Source organism: Myroides sp. C1519 (genome assembly GCF_038039755.1).
Lineage (GTDB): Bacteria > Bacteroidota > Bacteroidia > Flavobacteriales > Flavobacteriaceae > Flavobacterium > Flavobacterium phaeum_A.
The window spans coordinates 110,526-124,699 of the sequence record NZ_JBBPHM010000003.1 but is presented as its reverse complement, the minus strand read 5'-3'; the positions used below and the strand labels follow the sequence as shown (position 1 = coordinate 124,699).

The window sequence follows — 14,174 nt, the reverse complement described above, 5'->3', positions numbered from 1 at the left end:
AATTAAACTTTTTTATAGATAAAAGCTAAAATGTAAAACTATAATTTACCAACACTCATCAACTTAGCAACATATTTACCAACCACATCGAACTCAAGATTTACCTTTGTTCCTATCGTATAGTTCTTAAATATCGTATGCTCTATTGTAAACGGAATAATAGCTACTTTAAATGTATTAACACCAGAATCAACAACTGTTAAGCTTGTTCCATCAATCGTAATTGACCCCTTCTCTATAGTAACGTGTTGTGAATCATTCTTATATTCAAAACCAAAATAGGTACTTCCTCCCGCTTCTTCAATAGAAATACATTCTCCAATATGGTCCACGTGTCCCTGAACTATGTGTCCATCCAAACGCCCATTAAAAAGCATTGCTCTTTCTAAATTTAACTCTTGACCTTCTTGCCAATAACCAACAGTAGTTACAGCTATTGTCTCTTTAATAGCAGTTACACGGTAACTGTCACCTTCTACAGCAACAACCGTTAAACAAATACCATTGTGTAAAACACTCTGATCTACCTTAAGTTCTTGTGCAAAACCACATTGTACAGTAATATGTAAATTCTCTTGTTCTTTTACAATACTTTTTATTTTTCCGATGTTTTCAACAATACCTGTAAACATAACTCCATTTATTTTTATTAAATTTGCTTTCAAAAGTAGCAATAATTTAAACGAAACTATGAGCCAGAAAGAAGAAATTATAAAAGTAGGGATCTCAATAGGAGACCTAAATGGAATTGGCAGTGAAGTTATACTCAAATGTTTCGAGGACAGTAGAATGCTTGAAATTTGCACTCCTATAATATTTGGAAATTCAAAACCTCTATCATACGTTAAAAAAACAATAGGAAATAATACTGCTATTCAAGGAATAGATAGTCTATCACAAGTTATCCCAAATAAATTAAACGTTTACAATCTTTGGAAAGAAAACATCAACATTTCTTTTGGAAAAAACGATCCTTTAGTTGGGAAATATGCAATTAAATCATTCATAAGCGCTACTGAAGCATTAAAAAATGGTGAAATTGACGTTTTAGTTACAGCTCCTATAAATAAATATAACAGTGTTGACGAAGAGTTCAAATACCCTGGGCATACAGACTACTTAAACGAACAATTAGAAGGAGATGCCTTAATGTTCTTAGTTAGTGATGAGTTAAAAATAGGATTACTTACAGATCACCTACCTATTCAAGATGTAGCAAAAGCAATCACACCTGAATTGATAGAACAAAAGGTAAAAACAATCAATAATACCTTAAAAAAGGACTTTAACGTATTTACTCCAAAAATTGCCGTTTTAGGATTGAACCCTCACGCTGGCGACGGAGGTGTTATCGGTAAAGAAGAAATAGAAACAATTATCCCGACCGTTAAAAAATTACACGAAGAAGGAATTTTAGTATCTGGTCCCTTTGCCGCTGATGGATTCTTTGGCTCTGAAACCTATAAACATTTTGATGCAGTAATTGCTTGTTACCACGACCAAGGATTAGCTCCCTTTAAAGCAATTTCGTTTGGAAAAGGTGTAAACTATACAGCAGGACTTGACAAAATTAGAACCTCTCCTGATCACGGAACAGCTTATGAAATAGCAGGAAAAGGATTAGCAGACGTAACTTCTTTTAGAGAAGCTGTGTACTTAGCCATAGATATCTATAATAATAGAAACAGAAATTTAGAATCTGCTAAGAACCCATTACAGCCTCAAGAAAAAGATTTTAGTACAAAAAAAATTGATAATTAGCTTGTAATTGTAATTATTTTTTATCTTTGCACGCTCAAATCATGTATTCCATGAATATTGAAAAAAACTTTTCAATTCACTTTACTGGATTGAAAAACGGTAAGCATACGTTTGAATTTAAGGTTGACAATAGTTTTTTTGAAAACTATAATTACGACGATTTCAACAACATAAATGCTGATATAACAGTACTTCTTGACAAAAAAAGTACCTTGTTAGAATTAAATATCGCAGTAAATGGTATTGCAAATGTACCTTGCGATGTAACAAATGTAGATTTTGACCTTCCGATTGAAGGAAATATCGACATAATTGTTAAGTTTGGCGAAGAATACAACGATGATCACGATGAGATATTAATCATCCCATTTTCTGAACATCAAGTAAACGTTGCTCAATACATATATGAAATAATTGCTCTGGCTATTCCACAAAAAAGGGTTCACCCTGGTGTTTTAGACGGAACATTAGATTCTGAAGCTTTAGATATATTAGGATATCGAGGTACTTATGATCAAGAAATAGATGATTTGTTTGAAGACGATGATTTATTTGATGATTTAGATCTTGACGATATTGATGAAGAGGAAGAAATAGAAGAAGATATTAAAGATAATGACAATATTGACCCTCGTTGGTCAGAATTAAAGAAACTATTAACGGATAAATAATATAGTAAAATGGCACATCCTAAGAGAAAAACCTCGAAAACAAGAAGAGATAAGAGAAGAACTCATTACAAAGCAGTAGCTCCAACTATCGCTACTTGTCCAGTAACAGGAGAAGCTCACTTATTCCACAGAGCTTACTGGCATGAAGGAAAACTTTACTACAGAGGGCAAGTTGTAATTGACAAGACTGCTGCAGTAGAGGCATAACTTTTGAAAAGTACAGATTAACTCTCACAATGTGTGAGAGTTTTTTTTTGGACATAAAAAGCCAAAAAAAGTACTTTATAGCTCGGAAAGGCCGAAAATTCGTTTTTTTTTTGTAATTTTCGTCTCTTTTTGGAATGTTTTTATAAAGTAAAGCAACACCATATGACAAAAATACATGCAGCCATTACCGCAGTTGGATGTTACCTGCCGGAAGATAAGCTTACAAATGCTCTTCTGGAAAAGATGGTTGACACTAACGACGAATGGATAACTAGTCGAACAGGAATCAAGGAAAGAAGAATTCTTAAAGCACCTGGTGCTGGAGCTTCTTTTATGGCTATTAAAGCTGCCGAAGATTTACTACAAAAATCAGGAACCGATCCTAAAGACATCGATTTAATCATTTTATCTACTGCTACTCCAGATATGCCAGTTGCTTCAACAGGTGTATATGTAGCAACAAAAATTGGAGCAGTAAATGCTTTTGCTTTTGACTTACAAGCAGCTTGTTCAAGCTTCCTATACGGAATGTCTGTAGCTTCTGCTTATATTGAATCAGGTAAATACAAAAAAGTATTGTTAATTGGTTCTGATAAAATGTCATCAATTATCGACTATACTGATCGTGCAACTTGTATTATTTTTGGAGATGCTGCTGGTGCAGTATTATTCGAACCTAACTCAGAAGGTTTAGGAATACAAGATGAGTACTTACGCAGTGACGGTATCGGTCGTGAATATCTTAAAATTGACGCAGGTGGTTCTATTTTACCTGCCAATGCCGAAACAGTAGCTAACAAACAACATTACGTATTCCAAGATGGAAAAACAGTATTCAAATATGCTGTTTCAAATATGGCCGATGTTAGTGAAAAAATTATGCAACGCAACAACCTTACACACGATGATGTAACTTGGCTTGCAGCACACCAGGCAAACAAACGAATCATTGATGCAACTGCTCATAGAATGGGTCTTGATGATTCTAAAGTATTAATGAATATCGAAAGATACGGAAATACAACATCTGCCACTTTACCACTATTACTTTGCGATTACGAACACCTACTTAAGAAAGGAGATAATATTATTTTCGCTACTTTTGGAGGAGGATTTACGTGGGGTTCTATTTATTTAAAGTGGGCATATACAAAAAAGTAAAAAACAACTAACCAATACATTAGGTATGGATATTAAAGAAATTCAAAATTTAATCAAATTTGTAGCAAAATCAGGTGCTACAGAAGTGAAATTAGAAATGGATGATTTTAAAATCACCATTAAAACAACTGAAGCAGGTAACACTGAGACAACTTACATTCAACAAGTACCTGTTGCATCAGCTATGGCTCAAGCGCCTGTTGCTCAACAAGGTGTTGCTCCTGTAGCAGCTCCAGTTGCTACTGAAGTTAAAGCAGATGATGACTCAAAATTCATTACTGTTAAATCCCCTATTATCGGTACTTTCTACAGAAAACCAGCTCCAGATAAAGAGCCTTTCGCAGAAGTTGGAAAAACAATCAAAACAGGAGATGTAGTTTGTGTAATTGAAGCAATGAAATTATTCAACGAAATCGAATCTGAAATTTCAGGAAAAATCGTTAAAGTATTAGTTGACGACGCTTCACCAGTAGAATTTGACCAACCATTATTCTTGGTAGATCCATCTTAAGAAATTTTTAAAAACAAACTATCGCACTATTTTATAGTACGAATTAACAAGAGTACAAATTAAAGTTTCAAGAGATGTTTAAAAAAATATTAATCGCTAATAGAGGTGAAATTGCCCTACGTGTTATTAGAACATGTAAAGAAATGGGCATAAAAACTGTAGCAGTTTATTCTACTGCAGATGCAGATAGCTTACACGTTCGCTTTGCAGACGAAGCTGTTTGTATTGGACCAGCTCCAAGTAACCTATCTTATTTAAAGATTTCAAATATTATTGCAGCTGCTGAGATTACAAACGCAGACGCAATTCATCCAGGTTATGGTTTCTTAGCTGAGAACGCTAAATTCTCTAAAATTTGTCAAGAACACGGTGTTAAGTTCATTGGAGCTGGACCTGAGATGATTGAACAAATGGGAGACAAAGCAACTGCTAAAGAAACAATGAAAAAAGCAGGTGTTCCAACGGTTCCAGGTTCAGACGGACTTATCGAATCATTAGAACACGCTAAAAAAGTAGCCAAAGAAATTGGTTTCCCTGTTATGATGAAAGCTACTGCCGGTGGTGGTGGTAGAGGTATGAGAGAGCTTTGGAAAGAAGAGGATGTTGAAAAAGCTTGGGAAAGTGCAAGACAAGAAGCAGCTGCTGCTTTTGGAAATGACGGTATGTACATGGAAAAACTTATTGTAGATCCACGTCACATCGAAATCCAAGTTATTGGTGACCAATATGGAAAAGCTTGTCACTTATCTGAACGTGACTGTTCTATCCAAAGAAGACACCAAAAATTAACTGAAGAAACTCCTTCTCCATTTATGACAGATGATTTACGTCAAAGAATGGGTGAAGCTGCTGTAAAAGCAACAGAATACATTAAATACGAAGGTGCAGGAACAATTGAGTTCTTAGTTGACCGTGATAGAAACTTCTATTTCATGGAAATGAACACTCGTATTCAAGTAGAACATACGATTACAGAACAAGTAATTGACTACGATTTAATTAGAGAGCAAATTTTAGTGGCTACTGGTACCCCTATTTCTGGTAAAAACTATATCCCTAAATTACACGCTATTGAATGTCGTATCAATGCAGAGGATCCGTTTAATGACTTCAGACCTGCACCGGGTAAAATTACCACGATGCATGCTCCTGGAGGACACGGAGTTAGATTAGACACTCACGTTTATTCTGGATACTCTATTCCACCAAACTACGATTCAATGATCGCTAAGATTATTACTACTGCTCAAACAAGAGAAGAAGCAATCAACAAAATGAAACGTGCGTTAGATGAATTCGTAATTGAAGGTATTAAAACAACTATTCCATTCCATAGACAACTTATGGATGATCCTAATTATGTAGCAGGTAATTACACTACTGCATTTATGGATACATTTGTAATGAAACCATTGGAAGAAGAATAAAATATAATTTAAAAAGCCAGCTAAATAGCTGGCTTTTTCTTTCTCTACCATTTAAAGAAGCAATAAAAAAGCTTTATTATATCACAATAAATTAACTTTAAAGGCTATGAGCTAACAATCCCATTTTTTTTAACAGAAAAATGGATTTAATCACTTTTTTAAAAAAAATTAAAAAAAATTAAATTTAGTTAGAAACAAACGCTATATTTGAACATAATTTATTTATTTCAATACAATGCATACAGGTGTAATTAAGTTCTTCAACGAAGACAAAGGATTTGGCTTTATTACTAACGAAGCTACAAAACAAGACATTTTTGTTCACATCACAGGATTAAAAACTAAAAATGTTAGCCAAGGTGATCACGTTTCTTACAACGAAGAAAAAGGTAAAAAAGGATTGATTGCTGTTGACGTAGAAGTGATAGGAAATTAATTTTACGACATATAATTTTCAATTACTAAAAAGCTATTCTTGTAGAAAGAATAGCTTTTTTTATGCCTTTAACTTCTATTTAGAGTTAATCTAAATACATATTGACACTATCGAGTTAAATGCTACAACTCATAGAGTTACAAAACTTTGTAAAACGATACTTCGGCAGTATATTTGTATGTTGTATTAATATAAATACTTTAACTTATGCAGTCAAGTCAACTCGATTTTATACCTATTCTGATGCAAATAGCGCTTGCAGCTGGTTTTGTTTCAATGACAATTTGGGTATCTGGTAAATTAGGACCAAAAAAATCTTCTAAAATTAAAGATAGTACTTGGGAATGTGGATTAGAGTCACTTGGTAGTGCTCGTATCCCTTTCAACGTAAAATATTTCCTGGTAGCTATATTATTCGTATTATTTGACGTTGAAGTAATCTTCTTATACCCGTGGGCTATCAATTTCCAAGAATTGGGATGGGATGGATTAATGAAAATGGGAATCTTTTTATTCCTACTTCTGGTAGGATTACTATATGAATTTAAGAAAAAAGGTCTCGAGTGGGACTAAAAAATCAGAAAGAGATGAGCGATAAAAAATACAATACAGTAGAAGCTCCTGAAGGATATGTAGGAGAAGGATTTTTTGCAACAAAATTAAGTTCTGTAGTCGGATTAGCAAGAGCAAACTCAATGTGGCCTCTTCCTTTCGCAACTTCTTGTTGTGGAATCGAATTTATGGCAACTATGGCTGCTACTTATGACGTGGCACGTTTTGGATCTGAACGTATGAGTTTCTCTCCAAGACAAGCTGATATGTTAATGGTAATGGGTACAATATCTAAAAAAATGGCACCTATCTTACGTCAAGTATACGAACAAATGGCGGAACCAAAATGGGTTATCGCAGTTGGTGCTTGTGCTTGTTCAGGAGGAATTTTTGATACTTACTCTGTATTACAAGGAATTGATAAAGTTATCCCTGTTGATGTTTATGTGCCTGGATGTCCTCCAAGACCTGAACAAATTTTAGATGGGGTACTTAGACTACAAGAAATCATAAAATCTGAATCTGTTAATAGACGAGGAACTAAAGAATACGATGATTTATTAGATTCTTACAACATAAACAAATAGTATGGCATTAGATAATAATACAATTCAAAAGAAACTAATTGACAACTTCGGTATGTCAGTATCAGAATTTCATGAACAACATGGAATGTTAGCATTTGAAGTTGCTTCTAATGATTTACATAACATTATTAAGTTTCTAAAAGAAGATTCAGAAATGAACTTCAATTTCCTAACTGATGTTTGTGGAGTTCACTATGCAGAAAACCCTGATAACAGACAATTAGCTACTGTATATCATATGCATAATTGGATAGATAATGTAAGAATACGTATTAAAACGTATATAGATATCAAAAATCCTGTTGTTGATTCTGTAACAGATTTGTTTAAAAGTGCAAACTGGCAAGAAAGAGAAACGTATGATTTTTATGGAATTACTTTCAAAAATCATCCGCAATTAAAAAGAATCTTGAATATGGACCAAATGGAATCTTTCCCGTTGAGAAAAGAATTCCCTATGGAAGATTCAGGACGTACTGACAAAGATGATAGATTCTTTGGTAGAACAGTTCATAATTCATAATACAAACTGAAAGGAAAAAGATTATGTCAGACTTATTATTACCTCCTGAAGAGCGTTACGCAAAGCTAATTGAAGAGAAGTTTCAAGAAGATGGAACTGAACTACAAATATTAAATTTAGGTCCTACTCACCCTGCTACTCACGGTATTTTTCAAAACATCATTTTACTTGATGGAGAAAAAGTGATTGATGGTGAAGGTACTGTAGGATATATACACAGAGCATTTGAAAAAATAGCTGAAAACAGGCCATTCTTTCAAATTAACGTACTAACAGATCGTTTAAATTACTGTTCGTCTCCTATCAACAATACTGCTTGGTGGATGACTGTTGAAAAAGCATTAGGTATTGATATCCCTAAAAGGGTACAATATATGCGAGTAATCGTAATGGAGTTAGCTCGTATTGCTGACCATATTGTATGTAGTTCTGTTATGGGAGTAGATACAGGGGCCTTAACTGGTTTCTTATATGTATTCCAATACAGAGAGAAAATATACGAAATATTTGAAGAAATTAGTGGTGCTCGTTTAACTACTAATATGGGACGAATTGGTGGTTTCGAAAGAGACTGGAGTCCAAAAGTATATCAACTTATTGATGAATTCTTAGCTGAATTCCCCGCTATTTGGAGTGAATTTGAAGGTCTATTAACTCGTAATAGAATTTTCATGGACAGAACAATTGGCGTAGGTGGAATATCTGCTGAAGAGGCTATAAACTTTGGTTTTACAGGACCAAACTTAAGAGCTGCAGGTGTAGATTACGACGTTCGTATTGCAACTCCTTACTGCTCTTATGAAGATTTTGACTTTGAAATTCCTGTAGGAACAAGCGGTGACTGCTATGATAGATTCTGTGTTAGAAATGCAGAGGTTTGGGAGAGTTTAAAAATTATCAAACAAGCTTTAGACAAAATGCCAGAAGGACCTTACCACGCAGATGTACCAGATTACTACCTTCCTCCTAAAGAAGACGTGTACACAAATATGGAAGCTCTAATTTATCACTTCAAAATTATTATGGGAGAGATTCCTGTACCTGTTACAGAATTGTATCACCCTGTTGAAGCAGGTAATGGAGAATTAGGTTTCTACCTTATAACTGATGGTAGTAGAACACCTTATCGTTTACACTTTAGAAGACCTTGTTTCATTATCTATCAAGCATATAATGATATCGTGAGAGGTGGAATGCTTTCAGATGCGATTATCACTTTGTCAAGTTTAAATATTATTGCAGGAGAATTAGACGCTTAATATCATGGAAACTAAGAAATATAAACAAAATATCAATATCACAGCAGAGCTTCAACAACGTATTGACGAATTGTTAAGCCACTACCCTGCTGATAAAAGGAAATCAGCTCTATTGCCTGTTTTACATGAAGTACAAGATGCTCATGACAATTGGTTAAGTGCTGAACTAATGGATAAAGTTGCAGAAATTTTAAATATAACTCCAATTGAGGTATATGAGGTAGTTACATTCTATACTATGTACAACCAAAAACCAGTTGGAAAATATATGTTCGAATTCTGTTTAACTTCTTGCTGTGGAATTAGAGGAGCTGATGACATGATGGAATATGCATGTGAAAAGCTAAACATTAAACCAGGAGAAACAACAACTGATGGGATGTTTTCTGTGGTTGGAGTACAATGTTTAGGTGCTTGTGGATATGCTCCAATGATGCAATTAGGAGACTTCTACAAAGAACATCTTACAAAAGAAAAAATAGATCAAATCATCGAAGATTGCAAAGCAGGAAAAGTAATTCTTCACGACAAATAGTAATATGGCAACAAAAATATTATTAGATAAAATCAATATCCCAGGGATTAAGTCTTATGAAGTTTACCGTGAAAATGGTGGATATGCTTCAGTAGAAAAGGCAATTAAAACAATGACTCCTGATGCTATAACAGAAGAAGTAAAAGCTTCTGGATTGAGAGGTCGTGGAGGTGCTGGATTCCCTGTTGGATTAAAATGGAGTTTCATCGACAAAAAATCAGGCAAACCAAGACACTTAGTTTGTAATGCTGATGAGTCTGAACCAGGAACTTTTAAAGATAGATTCTTAATGGAACATATTCCTCACTTATTAATTGAGGGTATGATTACAGCAAGTTATGCTTTAGGAGCAAACCTTTCTTATATCTATATTCGTGGAGAATATATGTGGGTTTTCAAAACATTAGAAAGAGCGATTAAAGAAGCTTATGCTGCTGGATGGTTAGGTAAAAACATATTAGGGTCTGATTACTCTTTAGATTTACACGTACACTGTGGTGCAGGTGCTTATATCTGTGGAGAGGAGACTGCTTTAATTGAATCATTAGAAGGAAAAAGAGGAAATCCTCGTATCAAACCACCATTCCCTGCGGTTAGTGGTCTTTGGGGAAATCCAACTGTAGTTAATAACGTAGAGTCTATTGCAAATGTGCCTTGGATTGTAAACAATTCAGGTGAGGCATATTCTAAAATAGGTTTAGGTAGATCTGCAGGAACTAAATTAATTTCTGCTTCTGGTCATATTAGAAAGCCAGGAGTTTATGAAATTGAAATGGGAATCACAGTTGAGGAGTTTATTAATTCTGATGAATATTGTGGTGGTATGATGGATGATAGACCTATTAAGGCTTTAATTCCTGGAGGTTCGTCAGTTCCTATCTTACCAGCTCATTTAATTTATAAAACAGCTAATGGAGAAGATCGTTTAATGACTTACGAATCTTTATCTGACGGAGGTTTTGAAACTGGTTCAATGTTAGGTTCTGGTGGTTTCATCGTTTATAATGATACTGCTTGTATCGTAAGAAATACGTGGAACTTCGCTCGTTTTTATGCACATGAAAGCTGTGGACAATGTTCACCTTGTCGTGAAGGAACGGGATGGTTAGAGAAAGTACTTCACCGTATTGAAACTGGTCAAGGTACAATGGAAGACATTGATTTACTATGGAGTATTCAAAGTAACATTGAAGGAAATACTATTTGTCCATTAGGAGATGCTGCTGCTTGGCCAGTTGCTGCTGCTCTTAGACATTTTAGAGACGAATTTGAATATCACGTTTTATATCCTGAAAAAGTTAAAAACAGAGAGCACTTTGTGAATGAACCTTTTTCATCAGTAAAACATTTGATTAATAAATAATATACGTTGAATAAAAATATTCAACTTAAAAAGCACAGTTTATGAAAGTTACTATAGACGGACATGAAATAGAAGTAGAACCAGGAACATCCATTCTACAAGCAGCAAGAATGATTGGAGGAGAATCAGTACCTCCTGCAATGTGCTATTATTCAAAATTAGAAGGAACAGGTGGTAAATGCCGTGCGTGTTTAGTTGAAGTTTCTAAAGGTAGTGAAGCTGACCCACGTCCAATGCCTAAACTAATGGCTTCTTGTAAAACAGGAGTTATGGATGGTATGGAAGTGAAAAGTATTACTTCACCTCGCGTTTTAGAAGCACGTAAAGCAGTTACTGAGTTCTTATTAATAAATCACCCTTTAGATTGTCCAGTTTGTGACCAAGCAGGAGAATGTGATCTTCAAAACTTAGCTTTTAACCATGGTAAAGAGCAAAAAAGGTTTAAAGAAGAAAAAAGAACTTTTGCCCCAGAGAACATTGGAGATAACATCCAACTTCACATGAATCGTTGTATCTTATGTTATCGTTGTGTAAAAACAGCAGAACAATTGACAGATAAACGTGTACACGGTGTATGTGGACGTGGTGATCACGCACAAATATCAACTTATATTTCAGCAGCAATTGACAATGAATTCTCTGGAAATATGATTGACGTTTGTCCTGTTGGAGCACTAACAGATAAAACATTCCGCTTTAAATCACGTGTTTGGTTTAACAAACCATACAATGCACATAGAAATTGCCCTACTTGTTCAGGAAAAACAACACTTTGGATGTTTGGTAATGAAATACAAAGGGTAACTGCTCGTAAGGACCAATACCACGAAGTTGAAGAGTTTATCTGTAATGAATGTCGTTTTGATCATAAAGATCCTAAGGATTGGGTAATTGAAGGTCCTCGTAAATTCGAAAAATCTTCAGTTATTAATCAAAATAACTACACTCAGAAGTTAGACAAAGTTGTGATGAAAACCGAAAAACAAATCTTAGAAGGTCGTGATCAAGACCGCCAAAAGATTAGTATGAAGGCTATTCCTTACACAGAAAAAGAATCTAAAGAATAAATTGGCATAAGGATGGATAAAACTATTATTATAGACAAAGCGGTTATCATTGTTGTAGTATTTGCTGTTACAATGCTTATGGCTATGTATGCTACACTTGCAGAACGTAAGATTGCAGCATGGATACAAGATCGTTTAGGACCGAACCGTGCGGGTAAAGGTGGTTTATTACAACCCTTGGCAGATGGTTTAAAACTTTTTGCTAAAGAAGAATATGAACCAAATACACCTAATAAATTCCTATTCAAATTTGGTCCTTTCTTAGCAATGACTTTAGCACTTATGACAAGTGCAGTTATTCCATGGGGAGACAAATTCCATTTATTTGGAAGAGACATTATATTACAAGCAGCAGATATCAATGTTGGTTTATTATACATCTTAGCTGTTCTTTCAGTAGGTGTATATGGAATTATGATTGGTGCTTGGGCTTCTAATAATAAATATTCATTAATGAGTGGTATTCGTGCTGCATCTCAAATGATTTCGTATGAAATTGCAATGGGATTGTCTCTAATCGGACTACTTTTAATGACTCAAACATTAAGTTTAAGAGAAATAGCTTTACAGCAATCTGGTATGAATTGGAATGTATTCTATCAGCCAGTTGGTTTCTTGATTTTCTTGATTTGTTCTTTTGCAGAAACAAACCGTGCTCCTTTCGATTTAGCAGAATGTGAGCAAGAGTTAATTGGTGGTTTCCACACAGAATACTCTTCAATGAAAATGGGATTCTATTTATTTGCTGAATATGCTAACTTATTTATATCTGCAACAATTATTTCTGTTCTATACTTCGGAGCTTATAACTACCCAGGAATGTCATGGGTTGTAGAAAACTGGGGTGTGAATATCGGAAATACATTAGGTATAATAGCGCTATTTATCAAATTGTGTTTCTTCATTTTTGTTTTCATGTGGGTACGTTGGACTTTACCTCGTTTCCGTTATGACCAATTAATGAACTTAGGATGGAAATCTTTGATTCCTCTTGCACTATTAAACTTAGTTATTACAGCTATTGTTATACTACTTATAAAAAACTAAACATGTCATCAAACAATTATTCATTATCAGGAAGAAAAAAGACTGTTTCTAATAAGAAACTGACTTGGACAGAGCGTATCTATCTTGTAGCGATTTTCAAAGGAATGATGGTTACCTTGAAACACATGTTTAAGAAAAAGGTAACAATTGCTTATCCTGAACAAACAAGACCTTTTAGTCCTGTATATAGAGGAAGACACACTTTAATGCGTGACGAAGAAGGAAGAGAACGTTGTACAGCTTGTGGTCTTTGTGCTCTATCGTGTCCTGCTGAAGCTATCTCAATGAAAGCAGCAGAGAGAAAACCAGAAGAAGCGCATTTATATCGCGAAGAGAAATATGCTGAGATTTACGAAATCAATATGTTGCGTTGTATTTTCTGTGGTTTATGTGAGGAAGCTTGTCCTAAACAAGCTATCTATTTAACTAAATCACAACAAATTGCAAAAGCAGATATTAATAGAGAAAATTTCATATTTGGAAAAGATAAATTAGTTATGCCTTTGGATGTAGCTAAAGAGAACACTAAAAACATGAAACAAGCTTAATTATGGTAGAAATTTTATTTTATATTCTTTCGACTATAACACTCGGAAGTGCAGCTTTAACCTTATTGAGCAAAAACCCTATTCATAGTGCACTATGGTTAGTAGTAAGTTTCTTCTCAATAGCAGGTCACTATATCCTTTTGAATTCACAATTCTTAGGAATGGTACACATTATGGTTTATTCTGGAGCAATCATGATCTTGATGCTTTTTACTATAATGTTAATGAACTTAAATATTAGCCATGAAGTAGCAAAACCTTTTGTAACAAAATTAATTGCTACGATAGCTTTCTGTTTTATTGGAATTCTATTACTTTCTATAACAATGAGAGGTGCTCAAACTTATGAATTGCAATATGCAGCTCATGGAGAAGATTTCCAATCAGTTCAAGTTTTAGGAAAAGTTCTTTTAAACGAATATGTAATGCCTTTTGAAATGGTTGCAGTACTATTATTATTAGCTATGATTGGTGCAGTTCTAATTTCTAAAAAGGATAAAACCGAAAAAGCAGCTTAAT

18 protein-coding genes are annotated in these 14,174 nt (G+C 34.3%); 17 read left to right on the top strand and 1 reads right to left on the bottom strand.

Translation table 11 applies throughout. From position 1 onward, the window contains the following. Positions 1-38 precede the first annotated feature (38 nt). Positions 39-632 (bottom strand): riboflavin synthase, encoded by a 594-nt coding sequence (locus AABL81_RS03245; RefSeq protein WP_158209619.1) that lies wholly within the window; start codon positions 630-632, stop codon positions 39-41. A gap of 58 nt (positions 633-690) precedes the next feature. Between AABL81_RS03245 and pdxA the strand changes: the two genes are divergently transcribed. From pdxA to AABL81_RS03160, 17 genes are all read left to right on the top strand, one after another. Next, positions 691-1,761, top strand: a complete 1,071-nt coding sequence (pdxA, locus tag AABL81_RS03240) for a 4-hydroxythreonine-4-phosphate dehydrogenase PdxA (protein WP_158209620.1) — start codon at positions 691-693, stop codon at positions 1,759-1,761. Between the two features lie 50 nt (positions 1,762-1,811). Beyond that, positions 1,812-2,432, top strand: coding sequence for a YceD family protein (locus AABL81_RS03235; RefSeq protein ID WP_341340337.1), 621 nt, complete (start codon positions 1,812-1,814; stop codon positions 2,430-2,432). 9 nt (positions 2,433-2,441) lie between these two features. Beyond that, positions 2,442-2,639 (top strand): 50S ribosomal protein L32, encoded by a 198-nt coding sequence (gene rpmF / locus AABL81_RS03230; RefSeq protein ID WP_010251658.1) that lies wholly within the window; start codon positions 2,442-2,444, stop codon positions 2,637-2,639. Between the two features lie 162 nt (positions 2,640-2,801). Next, on the top strand, positions 2,802-3,800 hold the full coding sequence (locus tag AABL81_RS03225) for a beta-ketoacyl-ACP synthase III (RefSeq protein WP_090407889.1): 999 nt from the start codon (positions 2,802-2,804) through the stop codon (positions 3,798-3,800). A gap of 25 nt (positions 3,801-3,825) precedes the next feature. After that, positions 3,826-4,311, top strand: a complete 486-nt coding sequence (gene accB / locus AABL81_RS03220; RefSeq protein WP_158209622.1) for an acetyl-CoA carboxylase biotin carboxyl carrier protein — start codon at positions 3,826-3,828, stop codon at positions 4,309-4,311. A 74-nt stretch (positions 4,312-4,385) separates the two neighbouring features. After that, on the top strand, positions 4,386-5,738 hold the full coding sequence (accC, locus tag AABL81_RS03215; protein ID WP_158209623.1) for an acetyl-CoA carboxylase biotin carboxylase subunit: 1,353 nt from the start codon (positions 4,386-4,388) through the stop codon (positions 5,736-5,738). A gap of 235 nt (positions 5,739-5,973) precedes the next feature. Further along, the gene (locus AABL81_RS03210) at positions 5,974-6,174 is read left to right on the top strand and encodes a cold-shock protein (protein WP_090407898.1); all 201 of its coding nucleotides are present in this window, start codon (positions 5,974-5,976) and stop codon (positions 6,172-6,174) included. A gap of 207 nt (positions 6,175-6,381) precedes the next feature. Then, entirely contained in the window at positions 6,382-6,747 is a 366-nt protein-coding gene (locus tag AABL81_RS03205) for an NADH-quinone oxidoreductase subunit A (protein ID WP_090407901.1), read from the top strand. Between the two features lie 14 nt (positions 6,748-6,761). After that, on the top strand, positions 6,762-7,313 hold the full coding sequence (locus AABL81_RS03200; RefSeq protein ID WP_158209624.1) for an NADH-quinone oxidoreductase subunit B: 552 nt from the start codon (positions 6,762-6,764) through the stop codon (positions 7,311-7,313). Position 7,314: 1 nt separating this feature from the next. Beyond that, positions 7,315-7,836, top strand: a complete 522-nt coding sequence (locus AABL81_RS03195) for an NADH-quinone oxidoreductase subunit C (RefSeq protein WP_090407904.1) — start codon at positions 7,315-7,317, stop codon at positions 7,834-7,836. A 23-nt stretch (positions 7,837-7,859) separates the two neighbouring features. Then, on the top strand, positions 7,860-9,095 hold the full coding sequence (locus tag AABL81_RS03190; RefSeq protein ID WP_158209625.1) for an NADH-quinone oxidoreductase subunit D: 1,236 nt from the start codon (positions 7,860-7,862) through the stop codon (positions 9,093-9,095). A gap of 4 nt (positions 9,096-9,099) precedes the next feature. Further along, positions 9,100-9,630 carry an NADH-quinone oxidoreductase subunit NuoE family protein gene (locus AABL81_RS03185; protein WP_341340336.1) on the top strand — a complete coding sequence of 177 codons (531 nt, stop codon included), beginning with the start codon at positions 9,100-9,102 and terminating at the stop codon, positions 9,628-9,630. 4 nt (positions 9,631-9,634) lie between these two features. Beyond that, a complete protein-coding gene (gene nuoF, locus AABL81_RS03180) occupies positions 9,635-10,993 on the top strand; it encodes an NADH-quinone oxidoreductase subunit NuoF (protein WP_158209627.1) in 1,359 nt (452 codons plus the stop codon). A 41-nt stretch (positions 10,994-11,034) separates the two neighbouring features. Next, on the top strand, positions 11,035-12,060 hold the full coding sequence (locus tag AABL81_RS03175; protein WP_158209628.1) for a 2Fe-2S iron-sulfur cluster-binding protein: 1,026 nt from the start codon (positions 11,035-11,037) through the stop codon (positions 12,058-12,060). Positions 12,061-12,072: 12 nt separating this feature from the next. Continuing rightward, the gene (gene nuoH / locus AABL81_RS03170; protein WP_090407919.1) at positions 12,073-13,107 is read left to right on the top strand and encodes an NADH-quinone oxidoreductase subunit NuoH; all 1,035 of its coding nucleotides are present in this window, start codon (positions 12,073-12,075) and stop codon (positions 13,105-13,107) included. Between the two features lie 2 nt (positions 13,108-13,109). Beyond that, complete coding sequence (locus AABL81_RS03165) at positions 13,110-13,655, top strand: NuoI/complex I 23 kDa subunit family protein (protein WP_158209629.1); 546 nt, start codon at positions 13,110-13,112, stop codon at positions 13,653-13,655. Between the two features lie 2 nt (positions 13,656-13,657). Beyond that, positions 13,658-14,173 (top strand): NADH-quinone oxidoreductase subunit J family protein, encoded by a 516-nt coding sequence (locus tag AABL81_RS03160; RefSeq protein WP_090407925.1) that lies wholly within the window; start codon positions 13,658-13,660, stop codon positions 14,171-14,173. Position 14,174 lies beyond the last annotated feature (1 nt).